The organism is Sphingomonas ginsengisoli An et al. 2013, assembly GCF_009363895.1.
Taxonomy (GTDB): domain Bacteria; phylum Pseudomonadota; class Alphaproteobacteria; order Sphingomonadales; family Sphingomonadaceae; genus Sphingomicrobium; species Sphingomicrobium ginsengisoli.
Map to the genome: position 1 here is coordinate 2,409,529 of NZ_CP045434.1, position 17,671 is coordinate 2,427,199.

Sequence of the window (17,671 nt, forward strand, 5' to 3'; positions counted from 1 at the left end):
TGTCCGCTTTCCACCCGGCGCAAACCTTCCGAGCCACTAGCGCCGTAGCAGGAGCACGCCGACTAGCGCGCCGATGAGCGCTGCCGCCGTCCATAGCGGGAGGGCGTGTTGCCACCAGGCGGGGGCGTCGGCGCGGGCGAGGGCTAGAGCGGCGAGCTTGTCGCCACGGCGCTGGCCGTGCTCGGGGCGGGGGACGTCGGGGGTCTGGCGGCGTTCGATCTTGAAGCTCATCCCGTGGGGCTAACACGGCCTAGGGCCAAGTCGACGGCGCTTGTGCGAACTGTTTCAGCCCGGGTCAGTGGGGGCGGTTCTGGGCGATCCACTGGAGCTCGTGCGCGGCGATGGCGTCGTCGGGCTCGAAGCGCTGGCTCTGCTTGTAGGCGCTTACCGCCTCGTGCCACCGGCCGAGGTCGGACAAGGTGAAGCCCTGGCCGCGCAGGGCGACCGCCTGGACGTGCCGGCTCAGGCGCTTGTCGGCGACCTTGGTGCCGAGCTGCTGGGCCTGGCGGTAGAGGTCGAGCGCACGCTCGTTGCCGCCGTTGGAGCGGACCGCGAAGGCATATTCGATGAGATATTGCGGGTTCTGCGGATCGTGGCCGACCAGCGTGGCGAGCATCTGCTCGGCCTCGGCGGTGCGCTTGAGCTCGGTCAGCGCATAGCCCCTTGCAAGCATCACGTCGCAAAAGTCGTTGGGCAGCGTCACGGTGACGTTGGCAGGCATCATCCGCTGGATCATCGCCACCGCATAGCGCGGGCAGGGCGCCTTGGGGTCCTTGGCCTCGTCGGCGATCGCCTTGGCGACGAGCGGGTCGAGCAGCGCGAGCGCCTGCGCGGGCTGATGCTGGTCGATGAGGGTCCGCGCCCTCTCGAGCTCGCTTGGCGGCTGGGGCTGCGCGAGCGCGCCCGTCGCGCCGCCGAGCAGCAGCGCCGCCGCCAGAATCACCTTGTTCATCGCCGACCTCCCTGTTGCCCGAAAGCTGCCGCAGGTTAAGCTTTCGGGCAAGGGGCGATCCAGGCTCAGCGGGCCTGCGCGACCTCCACCGGGAGGCCGAGCTTGTCGAGTTGGGGGCGGACCTTGGCGGCGTCGCCGACCACCACCCAGACGAAGCCGTTGGGATCGACCGCCCCCTTGAGCGCGGCGTCGAGCTGAGGGGCGGCGAGGGCGCGGTACTTGCCGGCGAGCTGGACCTGATAGTCGTCGGGGCGGCCGTAGAGCGAATTGCTCATCAGCGCGCCGAGCACCGCGGCGCTGGTCTCGTAGCGGCCGGGCAGGGCGTTGACGTTGTTGGCGACGAGCCGGGTCAGCTCCTCGCCGGTGACGCCCTTGGCCCCGAGCAGGTCGGTGATGTTGCTGTTCAAGGCGGCGATGCTGTCGCCGGTGCGGTCGGCCTGGACGGGCGCGCTGACGATGTAGGGCGCGGCGTGCTGGCTGAAGCCGAAGTTGCCGCTGACGCCATAGCTCCAGCCCTTGGTCTCGCGCAGGTCCATGTTGATCCGCGAGAGGAAGTTGCCGCCGAGCACCTCGCTCGCCGCGCTGACGGGGATGATGTTGCCGCGCGGGTCGACCGGGGTGAGCTGGGCGCCGATGATCACCGACTGGGGCGAGCCCGGGCGATCGATCAGCACGATCCGCGAGGCCCTGGGCCGCGCCGGCGGGGCGGTGAAGGTCTTGACGCCCTTGGGCGAGGCTGGGGCAGCCCAGCTGCCGAAGCGCTGCTCGAGCAAGGGCTTCAGTTCGGCCAGCGGGCGGTCCGAGACGACGAAGATCTCGGCATTGTCGGGCCGCAGCCAGCGCTGCTGGTAGGTCTTGAGGTCGGCCTGGCTGAAACCCTTGACCGCCGCGATGTCGCCGCCCGGGGGGCCGCCATAGGGGTGCGAGGCGCCGTAGAGCAGCGCCGGCAGCGCGCGCGAGGCGATGCCGTTGGGGTCCTTCTGCGCCTGGGCGATGCCGGTCAGCGTCTGGGTGCGGACGCGTTCGATCTCCGATGGAGCGAAGGTCGGCTGCTCGACCACTTTCTCGAGCAGGTCGAGCGAGGGGGCGAGGTTGGCGCTGAGCGCGGACAAGGTAACGTTGCTGCGGTCGGCGCCCGAGCTGGCCCCGATCTCGGCGCCCAGCTCTTCCTGGCGCTCGGCGATCTGCTGCGAGGTGAGGCCGCCGGCGCCCTCCTCGAGCAGCCCGAGGGTGAAGTCGCTGAGGCCGCGCTGGGTGGGCGCGTCGGAGGCGTCGCCGGCGTCGAACGACAGCGCCATCTGGGTCAGCGGCACCGCGGTGCGCCGGGCGTAGGTGATCTTGATGCCGTTGCCGAGCTGGGTGCGCTCGACCGCCGGGAAGTTCAATTGCGCGAGGGTCGCCAGCGGCGGGATGGCGCGCTTGGTCGAGGGCGGCGGGGTGCCTTCCTTGGGGGCGGTGCCCTGCGGGCGGACCGCGGCTTCCTGATAGGGCGGACGGTCACCCGGCTCGAGCCGGATCTTGAGCGGCGGGCGGGTCAGCCAGCGGCCGAAGACGGTGCGAACCTGCGCCGGGGTGACCGCCGCCAGCTCGTCGAGGTTGCGCTTGTAGAAATTGCTGTTGCCCGCATAGACCTGGCCTTCGGCGAGCGCGACGGCCTTGCCGCCGAAGCCGCCGACCTGCTCGAGCCCGCGGATCCGGCCGGCGACTTCCTGAGTCGCGGCGCGGCGTAGCTCGGCCTGGGTCGGGCCGTGCTTGATGTAGTCGGCCATCAGTTCGTCGAGGCGCTTCTCGACCCGCGCCGGGTCGACCCCGGGGGCGACCACCGCGGTGACGCTGAAGAAGCCGACGCGCTGGAAGCTGCTGTTCGAGGCCGACACGCCGACCGCGAGCTTCTCGTTGCGGACCAGCGCCTGGTCGAGCCGCGAGGAGGCGAGGCCGCCGAGGACCGAGCCGCCGAGGTCGAGCGCCGGAGCGTCCTTGCCGAGCATCCCGGGGACCGCCCAGTAGCGCTGGATCTGGGTCGCCGCGATGCGGTCCTTCATGACGATGGTCTTGCCGTTGGCCGCAGGGACCGCGGCCGCCGCCGGCGTGTTGACCGGACCGCGCTTGATCGCGCCAAAATATTTCTCGACCAGCGGGCGCGCCTCGGCGGCGTTGATGTCGCCGGCGAGAACGAGCACCGCATTGTTGGGCCCGTACTTGTCGCGGAACCAGTTCTGGACGTCGGCCAGGCTGGCGGCGTCGAGGTCTGCCATCGAGCCGATCGTGCTGTGGTGATAGGGGTGGCCGGCGGGGAAGAGGTTGTCGAGCACCTCGTAGAAGACGAGCCCGCCCGGGCGGTTGTCGCCCTGGCGCTTCTCGTTCTGAACGACGCCGCGCTGGTTATCGAGCTTCTCCTGCGTCAGCGCGCCAAGAAGATAGCCCATGCGGTCGCTTTCCATGAACAACGCCCGCTCGAGCGCGCCGCGCGGGACGGTTTCGAAATAGTTGGTGCGGTCGAAGAAGGTGGTGCCGTTATAGTCGGTGCCGCCGACCTGCTGGAGATAGGTGAAATAGTCGCCGGGCAGGTTCTCCGACCCGTTGAACATCAGATGCTCGAACAAATGGGCGTAGCCGGTCTTGCCCTTGGGCTCATCCTTGGAGCCGACATTATACCACGTGCTGACCGCGACGATCGGCGCCTTGCGGTCCTCGTGGACGACGACGGTGAGGCCGTTGGCGAGCTTGAACACGCTGTTGGGGATGCGGACCTGGGCGACGAGGCTGCTGACCGGGGCGGCGGCGCTGCTCGCGGCGGGCTGCGCGAAGGCCGGCGCGGTGAGCGCGGCGGTGCTGGCCAGGAACAGGGCGAGACGGGGCAGGGTCATGTTGGGCAGGCTCCACGAACGCTGAGAAATAAGCGCGCGGATGCTAGGCGTCGGGGCGGGCCACGCAAGCGCCATCGACCAACGGCGCGGCCGCTTCGACCGGCGGCGGTGCATGACAGCGCGCCACCGCTCTGCTAGCGGACGCGCCAATTCCCTTCAGCTTGCAGAAGAACCGCCCGCGTGACCGCGCTTTCCCATATCCGCAACTTTTCGATCATCGCCCATATCGACCACGGCAAGTCGACGCTCGCCGACCGGCTGATCCTGCGCACCGGGGGGATGACCGAGCGCGAGATGACGCACGGCCAGGTGCTCGACAATATGGAGATCGAGCAGGAGCGCGGGATCACCATCAAGGCCCAGACCGTGCGGCTGAACTACACGGCGAACGACGGGGAGACCTACGAGCTCAACCTGATGGATACGCCGGGGCACGTCGACTTCGCTTATGAGGTCAGCCGCAGCCTCGCCGCGTGCGAGGGCGCGCTGCTGGTGGTCGACGCCGCGCAGGGGGTCGAGGCGCAGACGCTCGCCAACGTCTACCAGTCGATCGAGCACGACCACGAGATCGTGCCCGTCATCAACAAGATCGACCTCCCCGCCGCCGAGCCCGAGAAGGTCAAGGCCGAGATCGAGGAAGTGATCGGCCTCGACGCGTCGAACGCCGTCCTCGCCAGCGCCAAGGCCGGGATCGGGATCGACGAGGTGCTGGAGGCGATCGTCACCCGCATCCCGCCGCCCAAGGGCGACGCCAGCGCGCCGCTGAAGGCGATGCTGGTCGACTCATGGTACGACCCCTACCTCGGCGTGGTGATCCTGGTGCGGGTGATCGACGGCACGCTCCGCAAGGGCGCGCAGGTCAAGTTCATGGCCGCGGGGACGACCCACCTGATCGACCGCGTCGGCTGCTTCCGCCCCAAGATCGAGCAACTGGACGAGCTCGCGACGGGCGAGATCGGCTTCATCACCGCGCAGATCAAGGAAGTCGCCCAGACCCGCGTCGGCGACACCATCACCGACGCCAAGCGCCCCGCCGCCGAACCGCTCCCCGGCTTCAAGGAAGTCCAGCCGGTGGTGTTCTGCGGACTGTTCCCGACCGACGCCGCCGACTTCGACAAATTGCGCGAAAGCCTTGGCAAGCTGCGCCTCAACGACGCCAGCTTCTCGTTCGAGACCGAGAGCAGCGCGGCGCTCGGCTTCGGCTTCCGCTGCGGCTTCCTCGGACTCCTCCACCTCGAGATCATTCAGGAGCGGCTGACCCGCGAGTACGACCTCGACCTCATCACCACCGCGCCGAGCGTCGTCTACACGATGCACCTCAGCCACTCGAAGAATGAGGCGGCGCAGACGATTGAGCTCCACAACCCGGCCGACATGCCCGACCCCAACCGGATCGAGAGCATCGAGGAGCCGTGGATCGAGGCGACCATCTATGTTCCGGATGAATATCTGGGGCCCATCCTCAAGCTCTGCCAGGACCGCCGCGGCATCCAGAAGAATTTGACCTACGTCGGCGGGCGCGCGCAGCTCACTTACGAACTGCCGCTCAACGAAGTGGTGTTCGATTTCTACGACCGGCTGAAGAGCATGTCGAAGGGCTATGCGAGCTTCGACTATCACCAGATCGGCACGCGCGAGGGCGACCTCGTCAAGATGAGCATCCTCGTCAACGAGGAGCCGGTCGACGCGCTCAGCATGATCGTCCACCGCGGCACCGCCGAGGCCCGCGGCCGCGGGATGGTCGAGCGGTTGAAGGAGCTGATCCCCAGGCACCTGTTCAAGATCCCGATCCAGGCGGCGATCGGCGGCAAGGTCATTGCGCGAGAGACGATCAGCGCGATGCGCAAGGACGTGACCGCCAAATGCTACGGCGGCGACGCCACCCGCAAGCGGAAGCTGCTGGAGAAGCAGAAGAAGGGGAAGGCCAAGATGCGGGAATATGGCTCGGTGAGCATTCCGCAGGAGGCGTTCATTGCGGCGCTCAGGATGGGGGAAGAATAAGCGCCTGAGCGTAGCGACGCCGGCGCGCAGCGCCGCCGGAGCAACGCGAAGAGAGCGCGCATTCCGGCCGGCGTGCGCGCGGGCCGCACCGGGGCGAGGACGACACGACCGACGTCACGGATTTACTCCGTGACGACTCCGCTCTTGGTCTGCGCGCGCCTAAGGCCCCAGCGATTGCTTTCAGCATACCTCGCGTGAACAGCCGCCCCGAGCGGAGCGACTGAACCGAGCTTAGGCGGCTATACGCCCAAGGCGCTGTCCTAGGATCCGTTTTATGCTCATATCGATATGGTAGCGGGGCAGAACTGAAGCGGTGAGAGCAGTCTCGCTCCACAACTCCGGCAACTCTTGCATGCTCCACTTTCCACCTTGCTTGAGTGCCAGGGCGCTCATGACTGTCTCGATAAGCTGCTGCTCGAACCACTCGCGAGCTACATCTTGAATAGTCGACCTGCATCCTGGAACATTGGCGTAGCGTTCGGCCCAGCGATCTACCATATCAGTGAAGGCGCGGAAGTCTCCGTTGATTAGCAGCAGGTTCTGCTCAACAAGATAGCGTGCGGCTCTATCTTCTAAGTCTCCGGCATTCCGGGTCTTGTCTTCGAGCGAGATCCATTTTGCCTGCGGTTCGGTCGGCAAGTTGATCAAATCGGCAGGAGTGCCAACTTCCTCCGCAAATAACGCGTAGATGTCCCCACGAATGCCGCCCCTGCCTCCACTTGTTGAGGAGGTCTCGCGCTTCTTCTTTTCGTCGCCCTCGATCTCACCTCCGGTGTTTTCTCCAGGGGTAACGTTGAATTGTCCACCTACGCGAGGCCGATAACGACCGAACCGGAACAACTCACGCACTGTCCGAAGCCGCTCTCGAATGGCTTTACGGTGATCAGTCTGGATTGACCCAGACCCGATTTCATCCTGATATTCCCGAAGGCGCTCGGGCATGAGTTCACGAAATTCAGCAGCATAGCTCGACCAATCCAACGGCTCGCTTCCAATGAGAAGTTGGGTTCGTGCGGTGTTCGCAGTTACCATGCTTGTGGGGTCGTTATCGGGTTCGACGTAAAGAACGACCCGATCGCCGCCAAAAACTATTCCGAACGCCTGAAGACGAGCATAGCCTGCTGAACTCGAGGCAATCTCATAGAGTTCATTCTGGAATAACGCACCTACGTGGCCGCCGGGGATGTAGTGTCCGCTGTTGGTGTCGACGTCCGACTTGATGATCCACCAGTGGAGAGTAGCCTTATTGCTGGGCAAGCGAACCTGCCCATGATCCGCGGCGTTCTCGGCAAGCCACGGCCCTTGTCCGGTCGCTTTCCTCAAGAAGTTATGCCGGGTACCGCGGGGAAGGTCCCAGCCTTCTCGCACCGATACGTTGACCCCCTCAGGGAAGGAAAAAAAACGCGAGTTCAGATACCGAAGTATCCACTTGCGCGGCATCTTGGCACCCGGAGGAGCCAACATCGTACTCTCATCGATTGAGGATCCGAGCAGAACGACCATCGTACCGTGATCATTGATTGGCTCAGGCTTCAGATCATTCTGTATGTGCTGCCAGAACTCGCCGTTACTGAAGCGCAGTAATCCGTAATCACCCGTGCTTGGATCTTTATGGAGATGGATCATGGACCCAACTCCGCCCTTCCAGCTCAGATATACCAAGCCTTCCGGGTTCAGCGGCGCGGCAGAGATTTTCGCTCCCACGCCGAAATTGCCGGTGGCGGACTGCTCGTGGATAGACGAAGACAACTTGTTGATGAATTCCACCATCTCGTCGCCGGACATTCCGAGTCCCGTATCGATGATGCAGAGCTTTTGAGCAGAGTCGGGCCCAAGGAGATCGAAGCGGTTCCAGTCCACATCCCAGCGGATTTCTCCCACCGGCGGATCACATCGTTCGACCGCCTCCACGGCGTTTTTCGTAAGCTCACGAACGAATTGGAGAGGCGAGCAGTCTCTGTTTAGGCGGTCCACCAAGAACCCCATCTTGGCGACTGTCATTGGAAGAATGTCGGGCGCACGCCGACCTGGCTCGAAAGCAGCCATCTTAAAGTACCTTTCAATGCCCCTGCGGAGTTGTTCGGCAGGAGCCATCGTAAGTTGCCATCCCGCAGGGCAGTGAGTCTGCGCGGCTTCGTGACTGTGAGAGCTTACGACTGCCATCGTTCGCGGGTCAATGGAGTAAGCCGTGTCAGTAAGGTCAGGCCGATGCTCGCTGCGAAGGAATTTCAGCGAGAACCAAATCGAGGCCGAACCGACATTCTTGTAGCAGCATCGTTCAACAGCGGTGAGCGAACGCTTCTTCATTCGGCATCGACGTCAGCCCTTTGCCCAAATAGCATAGCCCCATGAGCAAAGGCGTGTTCCTCTTTCGCGAAGACTCTCGCTACGAAGATCGACCGTGGGAGGTTTACCAGTTCCCCGAGCCTTACCTTTCACGTGCGAGCCAAATGGTCGGCGATTGGGTCCTTTTCATGGAGCCGGTTAAAGCCGGGCGAAAAGGCTATCACGCGGTCGGCAAGGTTGAGCGGATCGTGCCTGACCCCAGCGCCTCCGCCATGTATCTCGCAATGATTGAGCCGGGGTCATACCTGCCGTTCGATCATGACGTGCCGTTTCAATCCGGCGGTGCTTATCCGGAACGCAGCGTGCTGAACGAGGCAGGTCGGGTTTCAGGTCGTGCGCAATCCGCCGTTCGCCCGATCCCTGACTCTGATTTCAATCGGATCATCTCAATCGGCTTGGCGACACATGACGAGCTGTTGCCGCGGACCGATGCTACGCTGTCGGTCAACGGCGTCGCAGAAGAACAAGCGCCCTTCGTCTTCGAGCAAGACCGGACGCAGATGCTGACGCTGCGCACGGTGCGGGACCGTGTGTTCCGGTCAAAGGTGATCAGAGCTTACGACCGGCGCTGCGCCTTTACCGGTTTTCAGTTCATCAACGGCGGGGGCCGTGCTGAGGTTGAAGCTGCGCACATCAAGTCAGTCGAAGCCAAGGGGCCTGACGTGGTGCAGAACGGACTTGCGCTGTCGGGCACGGTGCACTGGATGTTTGACCGTGGTTTGCTCAGCTTGGCCGACGACCGGTCAGTGCTCCTCTCAAACCAGATCAATGATGTCGACGGCGTGCGAAAGATCCTGCTGCCCGATGGACGCGCGCGCTTCCCGGAGCAGCGACGGGAATGGCCCGATCCGGCTTTTATCAAGTGGCATCGCGAGCAGTGCTTTAAGGGCACCGCCATCGGGTAGTAGCTGGACCCCGCCCTCCAACGTCGCTCAGGACCCCGGATCAAGTCCGGGGTGACGGTTCCTCCCTTTCCCGCTCCAGCGCGGCCTCGATCTCCGCCGGCACCGCCATCCCCGCCTCCCTCGCAATCTCGACGAGGGCGGCGCGGTGGGCGGCTTCGCGGGCGGCGGTGACCTGGGCGACCGCTTCGTCGATGGCCGCGACCTCCTTCAGCCCAGCCTCGTCGAGCATGGTCCAGTCGGCTTCGTGCTCGGGCTGGAAGTAGGCGCCGGTCGCGGCTTCCTCGACGCCGGATTCGAGCAGGTGGGCGCCGTCGGCCTCGCTGACGAAGGGGACGTCGGGGTCGGCGGCGGGGTGCTGGCCAAGCGCGCGCTTGGCGGCGGCGGCGTCGGCGAGGAGGGCCTCGAGGGACTCGATCTGCGCGAGGCTGAGCTCGACCGGGTCGAAGCCGCGGATGAGGGCGGCCTGGTCGTCGGCCTGCTCAGCCTCGGTCGGGAGGGGGGTGGTGAGGGAGAGGGGGACGGGGCTCAGAACCCCCTCCATCAGCTGCGCTGGTCCCCCTCCCCCGGTGGGGGAGGATGATGGGGCGCCGGTCAGCCTGGGCGCGGCGGGGTCGAAGTAGCTTTGGGCGTAGCGGCGGCCGTCGCGGCTGCGCGCGTTCATGCGGAGGCAGAACATCAGCAGGCGGTCGTTCATCTTGCGCCGGTAGCCGACGAGCTTGCCGAAGCTCATCACGGGGACGAGGTCGCCCTCGATCGCGCGCTCGAAGGCGAGGTCCTTGAGGCGCTGAACGCCGAAATCGAGCGCGGCTTCCCACGCGCGACGGAAGCTTTCGGCGCCGGCCTGGCGGCGGAGGTAGTAGGCGCCCTCGGGCGTCATGTTGACGAGGTTGGCGGCGCGGCGGACCGAGCCGGTGTCGGCCAAGGCGGCGATGAAACCGCGCTGGCGCTCGGGGGTCCAGCCGTCGTGGCGATACTTGCGCTGAACCGGCTGGAAATCGGGCAGGGGCTCACCGCCGTTGGGCGCGTGGGGGCGGCGGTCGATCATCGGCGACCCCGGCCCGGCGCGGGGGTGAGGTGTGGGTTGAGGCAGCGATAGGCGATGGGCAGGGGCTCGGGCGCGAGGGTCGAATGGCTCGGTGGGCCGGGGGCGAGGAGAGCGCGGGCGTAGGCGCTGTCGAGGGTGAATTGGCGCGGCGGGGGCGGGCGATCGGGCATGGCTTAGTCCCTTGCGGTTGGTTTGGCGGACGAGGGCTTAACCGATCTGGTTGTGTGTAGGACAGGGGCGGGCCGCGAGCATTGCGCCGCGCTCCGCGCTGTGCTGCTGTCGGCGGGGGAGGACAGCGGGATGGACGAGCGGCGCGGGCGGCAGGCGGGGGTGTGGCTGACGCTGTTGCTCGGCGCGCTGGTGCTGCTCAACTATGTCGACCGGGGGGCGCTGGGGATTGCGGCGCCCAAGCTCAAGCATGAGCTCGACCTGACGCCTTACGCTTTCGGGCTGGCGGTGTCGGCGTTCGCCTGGATCTATGCTCCGGCGCAGTTCGCGGTTGGCTGGCTGGCCGACCGGTTCTGCGTCTACCGGCTGATTGCCGCGGGGCTGGCGCTGTGGGCGCTGGCGACGCTGCTGACGGGCTTCGTCAGCGGACTGGCGATGCTGGTGGCGTTGCGGGTGATCCTCGGGGTCGGCGAGGGGGTGGCGTTTCCGGCGGCGAGCAAGATCATCGCCCGCCACGTCGCGCCCGAGCATCGCGGGATCGCCAACGGGACGGTGGCGGCGGCGCTGGCGTGGGGGCCGGCGCTGGGGACCTTCGCCGGCGGGCTGCTGCTGGCGAGCGTCGGCTGGCGCGCGATCTTCTGGGTGTTCGGGGGCGTGACCCTGCTGTGGCTGGTGCCGTGGCTGATCGCCTCGCGCCCGCACTGGAGCGACCGCGCGAGCCGGGCCGGCGACAGCGTGCCGGTGCGCACGGTGATGCGCGAGCCGACCCCGTGGCTGCTCGGAATCGGCCACTTCTGCAACACCTACGGCTTCTTCTTTTTGCTCGCCTGGCTGCCGCTCTACCTGGTCGAGGCGCGCGGGCTGTCGATCGGCACGATGACCGGCATGGCGACCGCGGTCTACCTGGTGCAGGGGGCGGGCGCGCTGCTGTGGGGGTGGGGCTCGGACGCGCTGGTCCGCCGCGGCTGGCCCGAGGGTCGGCTGCGCAAAGGGCTGCTCAGTTTCTACCAGCTGAGCCTGGCGGCGGCGATCGTCGGCGCGGCGCTGGCGACTTCGACCGCGACGCTGTTCGGCTGGCTGCTGCTGGCGGGCGCGGTGGGCGGGATCGGCGGCGCCAACAGCTATGCGCTGGCCCAAATCTACGCCGGGCCGCGCGCGGCGGGGAGCTGGGTCGGGATCCTGAACGGGGTCGGCAATTGCTCGGGGATCGTCGGGCCGATCCTGACCGGCTGGCTGGTCGGGCGCCACGGCGGCGACTTCCACGTTGCCTTCTACGCGTCGGCGGGGATCGTCGGCTTCGGCGCCTTGTGGTGGTGGCTGGCGCTGCCGCCGGTCGAACCGGTGGCGGCGGCCGTCGAGCCAGGAATTCCCTCCGCCGCGGCGGTGGAGTAATCGGGGGCGCATGGCCGGTCGCGCGCCCGGACCCGCTCCCCGGCCCAGTCCCATGACCGGGATCGACTTCGCGCAGGTGCTCGGCATCGCCGACGCGCTGCCGATGCCGCTGTGCACGATCGATCCGCAGCAACGCTACCTTTTCTGCAACCGCGCCTTCGCCGAATTCTTCGAGCAGCCGCGCGGGACGATCCTCGGGCACACGATCGCCGAGGTGCTGTGGCCCGCGGCCTACGAGGCGCGGCGGCCGATGATCGAGGCCGCGCTGGCGGGCGAGCGGCAGTGGTTCGCCGCCGACATCACCCATCCGACCCGCGGCCCGCTGGCGCTGCAGACGGAGTATATTCCGCAAAAGGCGCCCGACGGGCGGGTGACCGCGGTGGTGATGATCATCCAGGACGTTACCGAGCAGCGCGTCGCCGAGCGCGCGCTGCGCGAGAGCGAGGCGCGCTTCCGGCGGATCGCCGACAGCGCCCCGGTGATGATGTGGGTGACCCGGCTCGACCGCAAGCGCGAGTTCGTCAACGACGCCTATCTCGAGTTCACCGGGCTGACCCGGGCGCAGGTCAACAGCCACGAGTGGCGCGACTTCATCCACCCCGACGACTGGGACCGGCTGGTCGCCGAGAGCATCGCCGGCGAGGCGAGCCTGCTGCCGTTCATGCTCGAGGCGCGCTACCGGCGGCACGACGGCAGCTGGCGCTGGCTGCGCAGCGTGTCGCGGCCGCGGTTCGGGCCCGATGGCGAATTGCTCGGCTATATCGGCGCGGCGTTCGACATCACGCTCGCCAAGCGGGGCGAGGAGCAGTTGAAGGCGCTGGTCGCCGAGCGCACCACCGAGCTGGGCGAGAGCGAAGCGCGGCTGAGGGCGATCTTCAACAGCGTCCAGGAACTGATCGTCCTGATGGCGCCCGACGGCAGCATCCTCCACGCCAACCGGACCGAGTTCCAGTGGCGCGCCGGGAACATCGACCAGGTCGTCGGGCTCAAGCTGTGGGACACCCCGACCGCGGCGCTGTGGCCCGACCAGAAGGATTTCCTGCGCGACGCGATCGCCGCTGCCGCGCGCGGGGTGGCGCGCGAGGGCGAGCGGGTATTGGCCAAAGCGAATGGGGAGAAGTTCACGCTCGATTTCTCCTTCCGCCCGGTCCGCGACGGGAGCGGGGCGATCGCCTACATCCTGTTCGAGGCGCGCGACATTACCGAGCTGCGCGGCACGCAGGAGCAGCTCCGCCAGAGCCAGAAGATGGAGGCGCTCGGCCAGCTGACCGGGGGGATCGCGCACGACTTCAACAATCTGCTGACGGTGGTGGTCGGCGGGCTCGACCTGATCGCCAAGCGCGAGAGCGATCCCAAGTTGCAGCGCTATGCCCAGAATGCGCTCGAGGCGGCCGAGCGCGGCGCGCGGCTGACCGCGCAACTGCTCGCCTTCAGCCGGGTCCAGCGGCTCGAGGTGCGGCCGACGCTGGTCGGGCCGCTGATCGAGAACATGCGGCCGCTGCTGCGCAACGTGCTCGGGCCGGGGGTGACCAAGGAGTTCGACCTCGACGAGAATCCGATCGCGGTGCTGGCCGACCCGACCCAGCTCGAACTCGCAGTGCTCAACCTGGCGATCAACGCGCGCGACGCGATGCCGGGGGGCGGGCGTCTGCTGTTCCGTACGGTAAAGGTCGAGATCGGCGACGACGATCCCGAACTCAAGCCCGGCCAATATGTCGAGCTGAGCATTGCCGACAGCGGCGGGGGGATGCCGCCCGAGGTGGTCAGTCGCGCCTTCGATCCCTTCTTCACCACCAAGGAAGTGGGCAAGGGCACCGGGCTTGGCCTGTCGATGGTCTATGGCGTGGCGCGCCAGTCGGGCGGGACCGCGCGGATCGTCAGCCGGCCCGGGGCGGGGACGAAGGTGAGCCTGTGGTTCCCGCGGGCGAGCGAGGAGGCCGAGGCCGAGATCAGCGGCGGCGCGCCGAGCGAGGCCCCGCGGCCGGCGCCGGTCGATGCGGCGGTGCTGGTGATCGACGACGACCCCGACGTCCGCCACTTCGTCGCGGCGACGCTCGAGGACATGGGGCTGCGGGTGCGCGAGGCGAAGGACGGGCGCGAGGGGCTCAAGCTGTTCGCCGCCGAGCGGCCCGATCTGGTCGTGCTCGATTTTCTGATGCCGGGTCTGACCGGGGCCGAGGTGGCGGCGGCGATGCGCGAGACGGCCCCTGAGCAGCCGATCCTGTTCGTCTCGGGCTATAGCGAGACCGAGGCGATCCGCCGCGCGGCGCCCGGGGCGTCGCTGCTGGCGAAACCGTTCCGCGCCGAGGCGCTCGACGAGGCGGTGCGCGCGGCGCTGGCCGCCGCCGGCTAGACGGGGTGCGACCAAGCGGGCCGTTCGCGCGTTGCGCCCGCTGCCATGATGACCTTGCTGCTCCTCGCCGCCGCCACTGCCGCCGCCGACGCGGCGCCGGTCAACCCCAATGCCACCGAGCTGTTCGACCGCGATCCGGCGCTCAACGCGTGGGCGCTCGCCCGCTTCGACGCCAACCACGACGGCTGGCTGACCCTGTTCGAGGCGCAGGCGGCGGTGAGCGACTTCAAGCAACTCGCCGACACCAACCATGACGGGCGGGTCAGCGTCGCCGAATATGAGGTCGCCAAGCGCTACCTGGTCGCGCGCTTCAACCTGGCGGCGGCGCCGGCGCACTAGGCGAACGTCGCCGGCTGCGTTGACATTTGACCCGAAAAAGCGCCGTTTCCTGCCGTTGATGGTTCGACTCGGGGGAAGTGATCATGGGACGCATCCAACTCTTCGCGGCAGTGGCGGCGCTGACGCTCGCACCAGCCGCCAACGCCGCCGACGGCGCGGTCGAGGCGCCGATCCGGACCATGGTGGACGCGTTCAATCGCGGTGACGTCGCGCTGGCCAAGTCGGTCCACGTCGCGGCGCCGATGATTCTCGACGAGCCGACCGCCCCGTTCGCCTGGTCGGGGCCAAGCGCCTTCGACAGCTGGATCGCGGCGCTCGGCGCGTCGGAGGCGGCGGCCGGCAAGAGCGGCGGCAAGGTGATGCTGGGCGCGGCGACGCGCGAAACGGTGATAGGCGACCGCGCCTATGTCGTCACGCCGTCGACCTACACCTTCCAGCAGGGCGGGCGGACGATGCGCGAAACGGGCACGATGACCTTCGCCCTGGTCAAGGAAGGGGCCGCCTGGAAGATCCAGGCCTGGACCTGGACCAGCCCCGCGGCGGTGCCGGTCGCGCGCTAGCCCGGGCTCGACGCGGCGGCGCGGTTGCGCCACCTTCACCGGCGATGTGCAACCTCTATCGCCTGACCAAGCCCAACAGCGAAGTCGCCCAATTGTTCGGGGTGACCGTCGGCCAGGTCGGCAATGCCGGCGGAGGCGAGGTCTATCCCGCGCAGCCGGGGCTGGTGGTGGCGGCGGGCGAACTCAGCGCGATGACCTGGGGCTTTCCGCTGGTGCTCAAGGGCAAGAACGGCCAGCCGCTGAAGCCGCGGCCGGTCAACAATGCGCGGGCCGACAAGCTCGACAATTTCATGTGGCGCTACAGTTTCGCCGAGCGGCGCTGCCTGATTCCCGTCAGCGCCTTCGCCGAGGCCGAGGGCGAGGCGGGAGCCAAGACGCGGACCTGGTTCAGCCTGCCCGACCAGGAGCTGTTCGCGGTCGCCGGGCTGTGGCGCGACACGGCCGAATGGGGGCGCTGCTATTCGATGGTGATGACCGAGGCGTGCCAGCATGTCGCCCACGTCCACGACCGGATGCCGGTGATCCTGCGGGCGGAGGAATGGAGCGACTGGCTCGACGGGCCGCCCGATCACGCGCGGCTGCTGTGCCGGCCCTACCCCGACCTGATGGTGTGCGAGGCGACAGACCAGGCCTGGGTGAAGCGGGCGGTGACGGCGACGCGCTAACCGGGCGGTAAGGCTCGTAGCGCTAGGGGGAGGCATGGCCGCCCCTCTGCCGACCGCGAAGAAATCCGTCGACCTCGCCGCGAGCGGGGGCGTGCGGATGTCGCGCGTCCGCCGCGACCCGCCGCCGGTGCAGAAGGAAAAGACGCTGACCCGCGCCGAACTGCGCGAGCGCGAGGCGTGGGCGCTGGGGCTGGGGATCGGCGCGGTGACGGTGGCGATCTTCGTGCTGCTGGTCGCTTTCAGCCGCTGGGCGGGTTGGTCGTTGAGCGACTATGTGATCGTGCTGCGCGAGCGGGTCTGACGCGCGCCGCGCGGCGCGTCAGTGCTTCTTCGCCGCCGCGCCCTTCTTGCCGAGGATCGACTGCGCCTTGCTGCTGGTGCGCGGGTTCTTCTTGCCCTCGTGGCTGGCCGCCGCATTGGCCTTGCGGGCGGCGTGGCTGCCGTGGCCCTTGGTCTCGCTCATGGTCACAACTCCTCTCGGAAGGGGAAACGTGGAAGGCGGGAGCGAGTGCCTAGGGCTTTGGGGCAGGTCAGGCGCGCGAATAGGCCGGGCGGAAGGGCTCGCGTTTGGTGGTGTCGGGCTTGAGATTGCTCTTGAACTTGCGGGCCATCACCGCGGCGCCGTCGCTGCTCAGGCAGACCAGCCGGACGCCGCCCCCGGGCAGTTTCTCGAGCGCGGAGATGCCGACCTTCTCGGCCTGGCATTTGGCGACGACCTGATCCTCGCTCAGGTCGACGAACATCGCGCGGCTCATGCCCGCGCCTCGACGATCCGGGCGCCATAGGCGCGGTAGAGGGCGAGGTGGGCGCGGCGCGCGGGCTCGGACGCCGCGGCGCGGGCGCGGACGAGCGAGACGCCCCGCCGGTGATAGAGATAGTTGAAGTCCATGGGGCAGCTCCTGGCTGGTAAGCGGGAGCACAAGCACGCGTCTCTCAGGCACACGGGCTTACGAAGGGCGATCCGTGCGATGCGGAGGGTTTAGCACGCGGGCGGGCAATGACCTAATGCGGCGGGAGGGTGTTGCCGTAATCCTCGCAGGCGATGCCGTCGCCGTCGCCGTCCATGTCCTCGCGATAGCCGGGGTCGCCGCGATGGAGCGGGGCGGCGCCGGCCGCCTCGGCTTCGCGGCAGCCGCGATAATAGACGCCTTTCGCGAGAGGCTCTGCCGCCGCCGCGACCGCCATCCGCGAGCCGCGCGTCACCCTGACCCCCGACACTTCCGCGAACGTGCCGCCGCGCCAGCTTCCTTCACGATCGGGGGCATCGGAGGGCGGGCGATCGAGGACCATGTGGGGGCCCTTGCCATGGACCAGCTTGGGCAGGGCTGCATGGAGGTTGCCATGGCCCAACCAGCTCATCCCGGCCCCGACGGCGATGCCGCACGCGATGGCGATGATCAAGATGGCGAACGTGCGCATGCGTTCTGATCGCACGGGCAAGGTAAGCGATTGGTGAAAGCCAGGGCGTTTCGATCGGAGGCGTCAGCGCCGCCGCTTCACATCCCCGGCATGGTGCCCGGGCGGATGTAGGCCATGAGGTGGGGAGCGTAGTCGATCTTGCCGAGGGGGACGCCGTCGTGGCGGAGGAGGGCGTAGGTCATGCCCTGGTGGAAGACGACCTGGGGCAGCGCCCAGTCGCGGACGTAGGTCGCGCGGGTCATGTCGAAGACGATGCCCATCGGCAGGTCGTGGACGAGCGGGGCGTCCTCATCGGCGTCGAATTCGTCGGGGGCGACGGTGGCGAGCAGCGCGAGCGCCTCGTGCAGCCGGGCGCGGCCGTCGGCCAGCGTGCCGGGATGGTCGCCGGCGTTGGCGCCCTCGGTGCGGATGGCGATCACGGCGTCGGGGACGGGCTGCCCACGCAGGCGGTAGATCGGCTCCATCGCCTGGAAGGCGGCGATGCGCAGCTGGCTCGCCAGCGGCCACATGTCGGGCGCGAGGCGGAGGGGGAGCAATTCGTCGGCGCTGCGGCCCTGCGCGGCGGCCCAGCCCTCGGCCTTGTCGAGCCAGGCGAGCATGGCGCTGAGCTGGTTGGTGAGCGTCGGGACGAGGAAGGCGGTGAGGGACATGAGCGGGCT

The 17,671-nt window shown here is 67.8% G+C and carries 19 protein-coding genes; 8 read left to right on the forward strand and 11 right to left on the reverse strand.

The window, feature by feature from the left end; translation table 11 throughout:
* Nucleotides 1–36 precede the first annotated feature (36 nt).
* From GCU42_RS11745 to GCU42_RS11755, 3 genes are all read right to left on the reverse strand, one after another.
* Nucleotides 37–231 (reverse strand): hypothetical protein, encoded by a 195-nt coding sequence (locus tag GCU42_RS11745; RefSeq protein WP_114227679.1) that lies wholly within the window; start codon nucleotides 229–231, stop codon nucleotides 37–39.
* Nucleotides 232–295: 64 nt separating this feature from the next.
* Nucleotides 296–952, reverse strand: coding sequence for a tetratricopeptide repeat protein (locus GCU42_RS11750; protein WP_114227680.1), 657 nt, complete (start codon nucleotides 950–952; stop codon nucleotides 296–298).
* Between the two features lie 65 nt (nucleotides 953–1,017).
* Nucleotides 1,018–3,819: a M16 family metallopeptidase gene (locus GCU42_RS11755; RefSeq protein WP_114227681.1), complete on the reverse strand. Its 2,802-nt coding sequence runs from the start codon at nucleotides 3,817–3,819 to the stop codon at nucleotides 1,018–1,020.
* Nucleotides 3,820–3,999: 180 nt separating this feature from the next.
* Between GCU42_RS11755 and lepA the strand changes: the two genes are divergently transcribed.
* Nucleotides 4,000–5,820, forward strand: a complete 1,821-nt coding sequence (lepA, locus tag GCU42_RS11760; protein ID WP_114227682.1) for a translation elongation factor 4 — start codon at nucleotides 4,000–4,002, stop codon at nucleotides 5,818–5,820.
* A 231-nt stretch (nucleotides 5,821–6,051) separates the two neighbouring features.
* On the opposite strand, the gene GCU42_RS11765 is transcribed toward lepA, so the two are convergent.
* Nucleotides 6,052–8,127 carry an ATP-binding protein gene (locus GCU42_RS11765; RefSeq protein ID WP_152569568.1) on the reverse strand — a complete coding sequence of 692 codons (2,076 nt, stop codon included), beginning with the start codon at nucleotides 8,125–8,127 and terminating at the stop codon, nucleotides 6,052–6,054.
* Between the two features lie 41 nt (nucleotides 8,128–8,168).
* Here GCU42_RS11765 and GCU42_RS11770 point away from each other — a divergent pair, with 41 nt between their 5' ends.
* Nucleotides 8,169–9,071, forward strand: a complete 903-nt coding sequence (locus tag GCU42_RS11770; RefSeq protein ID WP_114227684.1) for an HNH endonuclease — start codon at nucleotides 8,169–8,171, stop codon at nucleotides 9,069–9,071.
* Between the two features lie 40 nt (nucleotides 9,072–9,111).
* Here GCU42_RS11770 and GCU42_RS11775 read toward each other — a convergent pair whose 3' ends face one another.
* Nucleotides 9,112–10,116: a hypothetical protein gene (locus GCU42_RS11775; protein ID WP_114227685.1), complete on the reverse strand. Its 1,005-nt coding sequence runs from the start codon at nucleotides 10,114–10,116 to the stop codon at nucleotides 9,112–9,114.
* Nucleotides 10,113–10,286: a hypothetical protein gene (locus GCU42_RS15110; protein WP_162789210.1), complete on the reverse strand. Its 174-nt coding sequence runs from the start codon at nucleotides 10,284–10,286 to the stop codon at nucleotides 10,113–10,115. The genes GCU42_RS11775 and GCU42_RS15110 overlap by 4 nt, the downstream gene beginning before the upstream one ends.
* A 100-nt stretch (nucleotides 10,287–10,386) precedes the next feature.
* Between GCU42_RS15110 and GCU42_RS11780 the strand changes: the two genes are divergently transcribed.
* The 6 genes from GCU42_RS11780 (at nucleotide 10,387) to GCU42_RS11805 (ending at nucleotide 15,894) form a co-directional block, all read left to right on the forward strand.
* A complete protein-coding gene (locus tag GCU42_RS11780; protein ID WP_114227686.1) occupies nucleotides 10,387–11,676 on the forward strand; it encodes an MFS transporter in 1,290 nt (429 codons plus the stop codon).
* 52 nt (nucleotides 11,677–11,728) lie between these two features.
* A complete protein-coding gene (locus GCU42_RS11785) occupies nucleotides 11,729–14,029 on the forward strand; it encodes a hybrid sensor histidine kinase/response regulator (RefSeq protein WP_162789211.1) in 2,301 nt (766 codons plus the stop codon).
* 45 nt (nucleotides 14,030–14,074) lie between these two features.
* The gene (locus tag GCU42_RS11790) at nucleotides 14,075–14,368 is read left to right on the forward strand and encodes an EF-hand domain-containing protein (protein ID WP_114227688.1); all 294 of its coding nucleotides are present in this window, start codon (nucleotides 14,075–14,077) and stop codon (nucleotides 14,366–14,368) included.
* An 83-nt stretch (nucleotides 14,369–14,451) separates the two neighbouring features.
* Nucleotides 14,452–14,928, forward strand: a complete 477-nt coding sequence (locus GCU42_RS11795; RefSeq protein WP_114227689.1) for a DUF4440 domain-containing protein — start codon at nucleotides 14,452–14,454, stop codon at nucleotides 14,926–14,928.
* 44 nt (nucleotides 14,929–14,972) lie between these two features.
* Nucleotides 14,973–15,593 carry an SOS response-associated peptidase gene (locus GCU42_RS11800; RefSeq protein WP_114227690.1) on the forward strand — a complete coding sequence of 207 codons (621 nt, stop codon included), beginning with the start codon at nucleotides 14,973–14,975 and terminating at the stop codon, nucleotides 15,591–15,593.
* Between the two features lie 34 nt (nucleotides 15,594–15,627).
* Complete coding sequence (locus tag GCU42_RS11805; protein ID WP_114227691.1) at nucleotides 15,628–15,894, forward strand: hypothetical protein; 267 nt, start codon at nucleotides 15,628–15,630, stop codon at nucleotides 15,892–15,894.
* 18 nt (nucleotides 15,895–15,912) lie between these two features.
* On the opposite strand, the gene GCU42_RS15115 is transcribed toward GCU42_RS11805, so the two are convergent.
* The 5 genes from GCU42_RS15115 to GCU42_RS11820 all read right to left on the reverse strand — a co-directional run bounded on the left by GCU42_RS15115 (nucleotide 15,913) and on the right by GCU42_RS11820 (nucleotide 17,662).
* Nucleotides 15,913–16,056, reverse strand: a complete 144-nt coding sequence (locus tag GCU42_RS15115) for a hypothetical protein (RefSeq protein WP_168713122.1) — start codon at nucleotides 16,054–16,056, stop codon at nucleotides 15,913–15,915.
* Nucleotides 16,057–16,123: 67 nt separating this feature from the next.
* The gene (locus tag GCU42_RS11810) at nucleotides 16,124–16,348 is read right to left on the reverse strand and encodes a hypothetical protein (protein ID WP_114227692.1); all 225 of its coding nucleotides are present in this window, start codon (nucleotides 16,346–16,348) and stop codon (nucleotides 16,124–16,126) included.
* Nucleotides 16,345–16,482, reverse strand: coding sequence for a hypothetical protein (locus GCU42_RS15120; RefSeq protein ID WP_162789212.1), 138 nt, complete (start codon nucleotides 16,480–16,482; stop codon nucleotides 16,345–16,347). Before GCU42_RS15120 ends, GCU42_RS11810 begins: the two co-directional genes overlap by 4 nt.
* 113 nt (nucleotides 16,483–16,595) lie before the next feature.
* Nucleotides 16,596–17,012: an excalibur calcium-binding domain-containing protein gene (locus GCU42_RS15255; protein ID WP_205214971.1), complete on the reverse strand. Its 417-nt coding sequence runs from the start codon at nucleotides 17,010–17,012 to the stop codon at nucleotides 16,596–16,598.
* A 77-nt stretch (nucleotides 17,013–17,089) separates the two neighbouring features.
* Nucleotides 17,090–17,662 (reverse strand): DUF1993 domain-containing protein, encoded by a 573-nt coding sequence (locus GCU42_RS11820; RefSeq protein WP_114227693.1) that lies wholly within the window; start codon nucleotides 17,660–17,662, stop codon nucleotides 17,090–17,092.
* Between the last annotated feature and the right edge of the window lie 9 nt (nucleotides 17,663–17,671).

Bases quoted from the DNA above. Each gene is read 5' to 3' on its own strand.
- GCU42_RS11765 (WP_152569568.1), bottom strand. From the start codon at position 8,127: ATGAAGAAGCGTTCGCTCACCGCTGTTGAACGATGCTGCTACAAGAAT.
- GCU42_RS15110 (WP_162789210.1), bottom strand. From the start codon at position 10,286: ATGCCCGATCGCCCGCCCCCGCCGCGCCAATTCACCCTCGACAGCGCC.
- GCU42_RS11750 (WP_114227680.1), bottom strand. From the start codon at position 952: ATGAACAAGGTGATTCTGGCGGCGGCGCTGCTGCTCGGCGGCGCGACG.
- GCU42_RS11800 (WP_114227690.1), top strand. From the start codon at position 14,973: ATGTGCAACCTCTATCGCCTGACCAAGCCCAACAGCGAAGTCGCCCAA.
- GCU42_RS11770 (WP_114227684.1), top strand. From the start codon at position 8,169: ATGAGCAAAGGCGTGTTCCTCTTTCGCGAAGACTCTCGCTACGAAGAT.
- GCU42_RS15255 (WP_205214971.1), bottom strand. From the start codon at position 17,012: ATGCGCACGTTCGCCATCTTGATCATCGCCATCGCGTGCGGCATCGCC.
- GCU42_RS15120 (WP_162789212.1), bottom strand. From the start codon at position 16,482: ATGGACTTCAACTATCTCTATCACCGGCGGGGCGTCTCGCTCGTCCGC.
- GCU42_RS15115 (WP_168713122.1), bottom strand. From the start codon at position 16,056: ATGAGCGAGACCAAGGGCCACGGCAGCCACGCCGCCCGCAAGGCCAAT.
- GCU42_RS11820 (WP_114227693.1), bottom strand. From the start codon at position 17,662: ATGTCCCTCACCGCCTTCCTCGTCCCGACGCTCACCAACCAGCTCAGC.
- GCU42_RS11810 (WP_114227692.1), bottom strand. From the start codon at position 16,348: ATGAGCCGCGCGATGTTCGTCGACCTGAGCGAGGATCAGGTCGTCGCC.
- GCU42_RS11805 (WP_114227691.1), top strand. From the start codon at position 15,628: ATGGCCGCCCCTCTGCCGACCGCGAAGAAATCCGTCGACCTCGCCGCG.
- GCU42_RS11745 (WP_114227679.1), bottom strand. From the start codon at position 231: ATGAGCTTCAAGATCGAACGCCGCCAGACCCCCGACGTCCCCCGCCCC.
- GCU42_RS11785 (WP_162789211.1), top strand. From the start codon at position 11,729: ATGACCGGGATCGACTTCGCGCAGGTGCTCGGCATCGCCGACGCGCTG.
- GCU42_RS11790 (WP_114227688.1), top strand. From the start codon at position 14,075: ATGATGACCTTGCTGCTCCTCGCCGCCGCCACTGCCGCCGCCGACGCG.
- GCU42_RS11755 (WP_114227681.1), bottom strand. From the start codon at position 3,819: ATGACCCTGCCCCGTCTCGCCCTGTTCCTGGCCAGCACCGCCGCGCTC.
- GCU42_RS11795 (WP_114227689.1), top strand. From the start codon at position 14,452: ATGGGACGCATCCAACTCTTCGCGGCAGTGGCGGCGCTGACGCTCGCA.
- GCU42_RS11775 (WP_114227685.1), bottom strand. From the start codon at position 10,116: ATGATCGACCGCCGCCCCCACGCGCCCAACGGCGGTGAGCCCCTGCCC.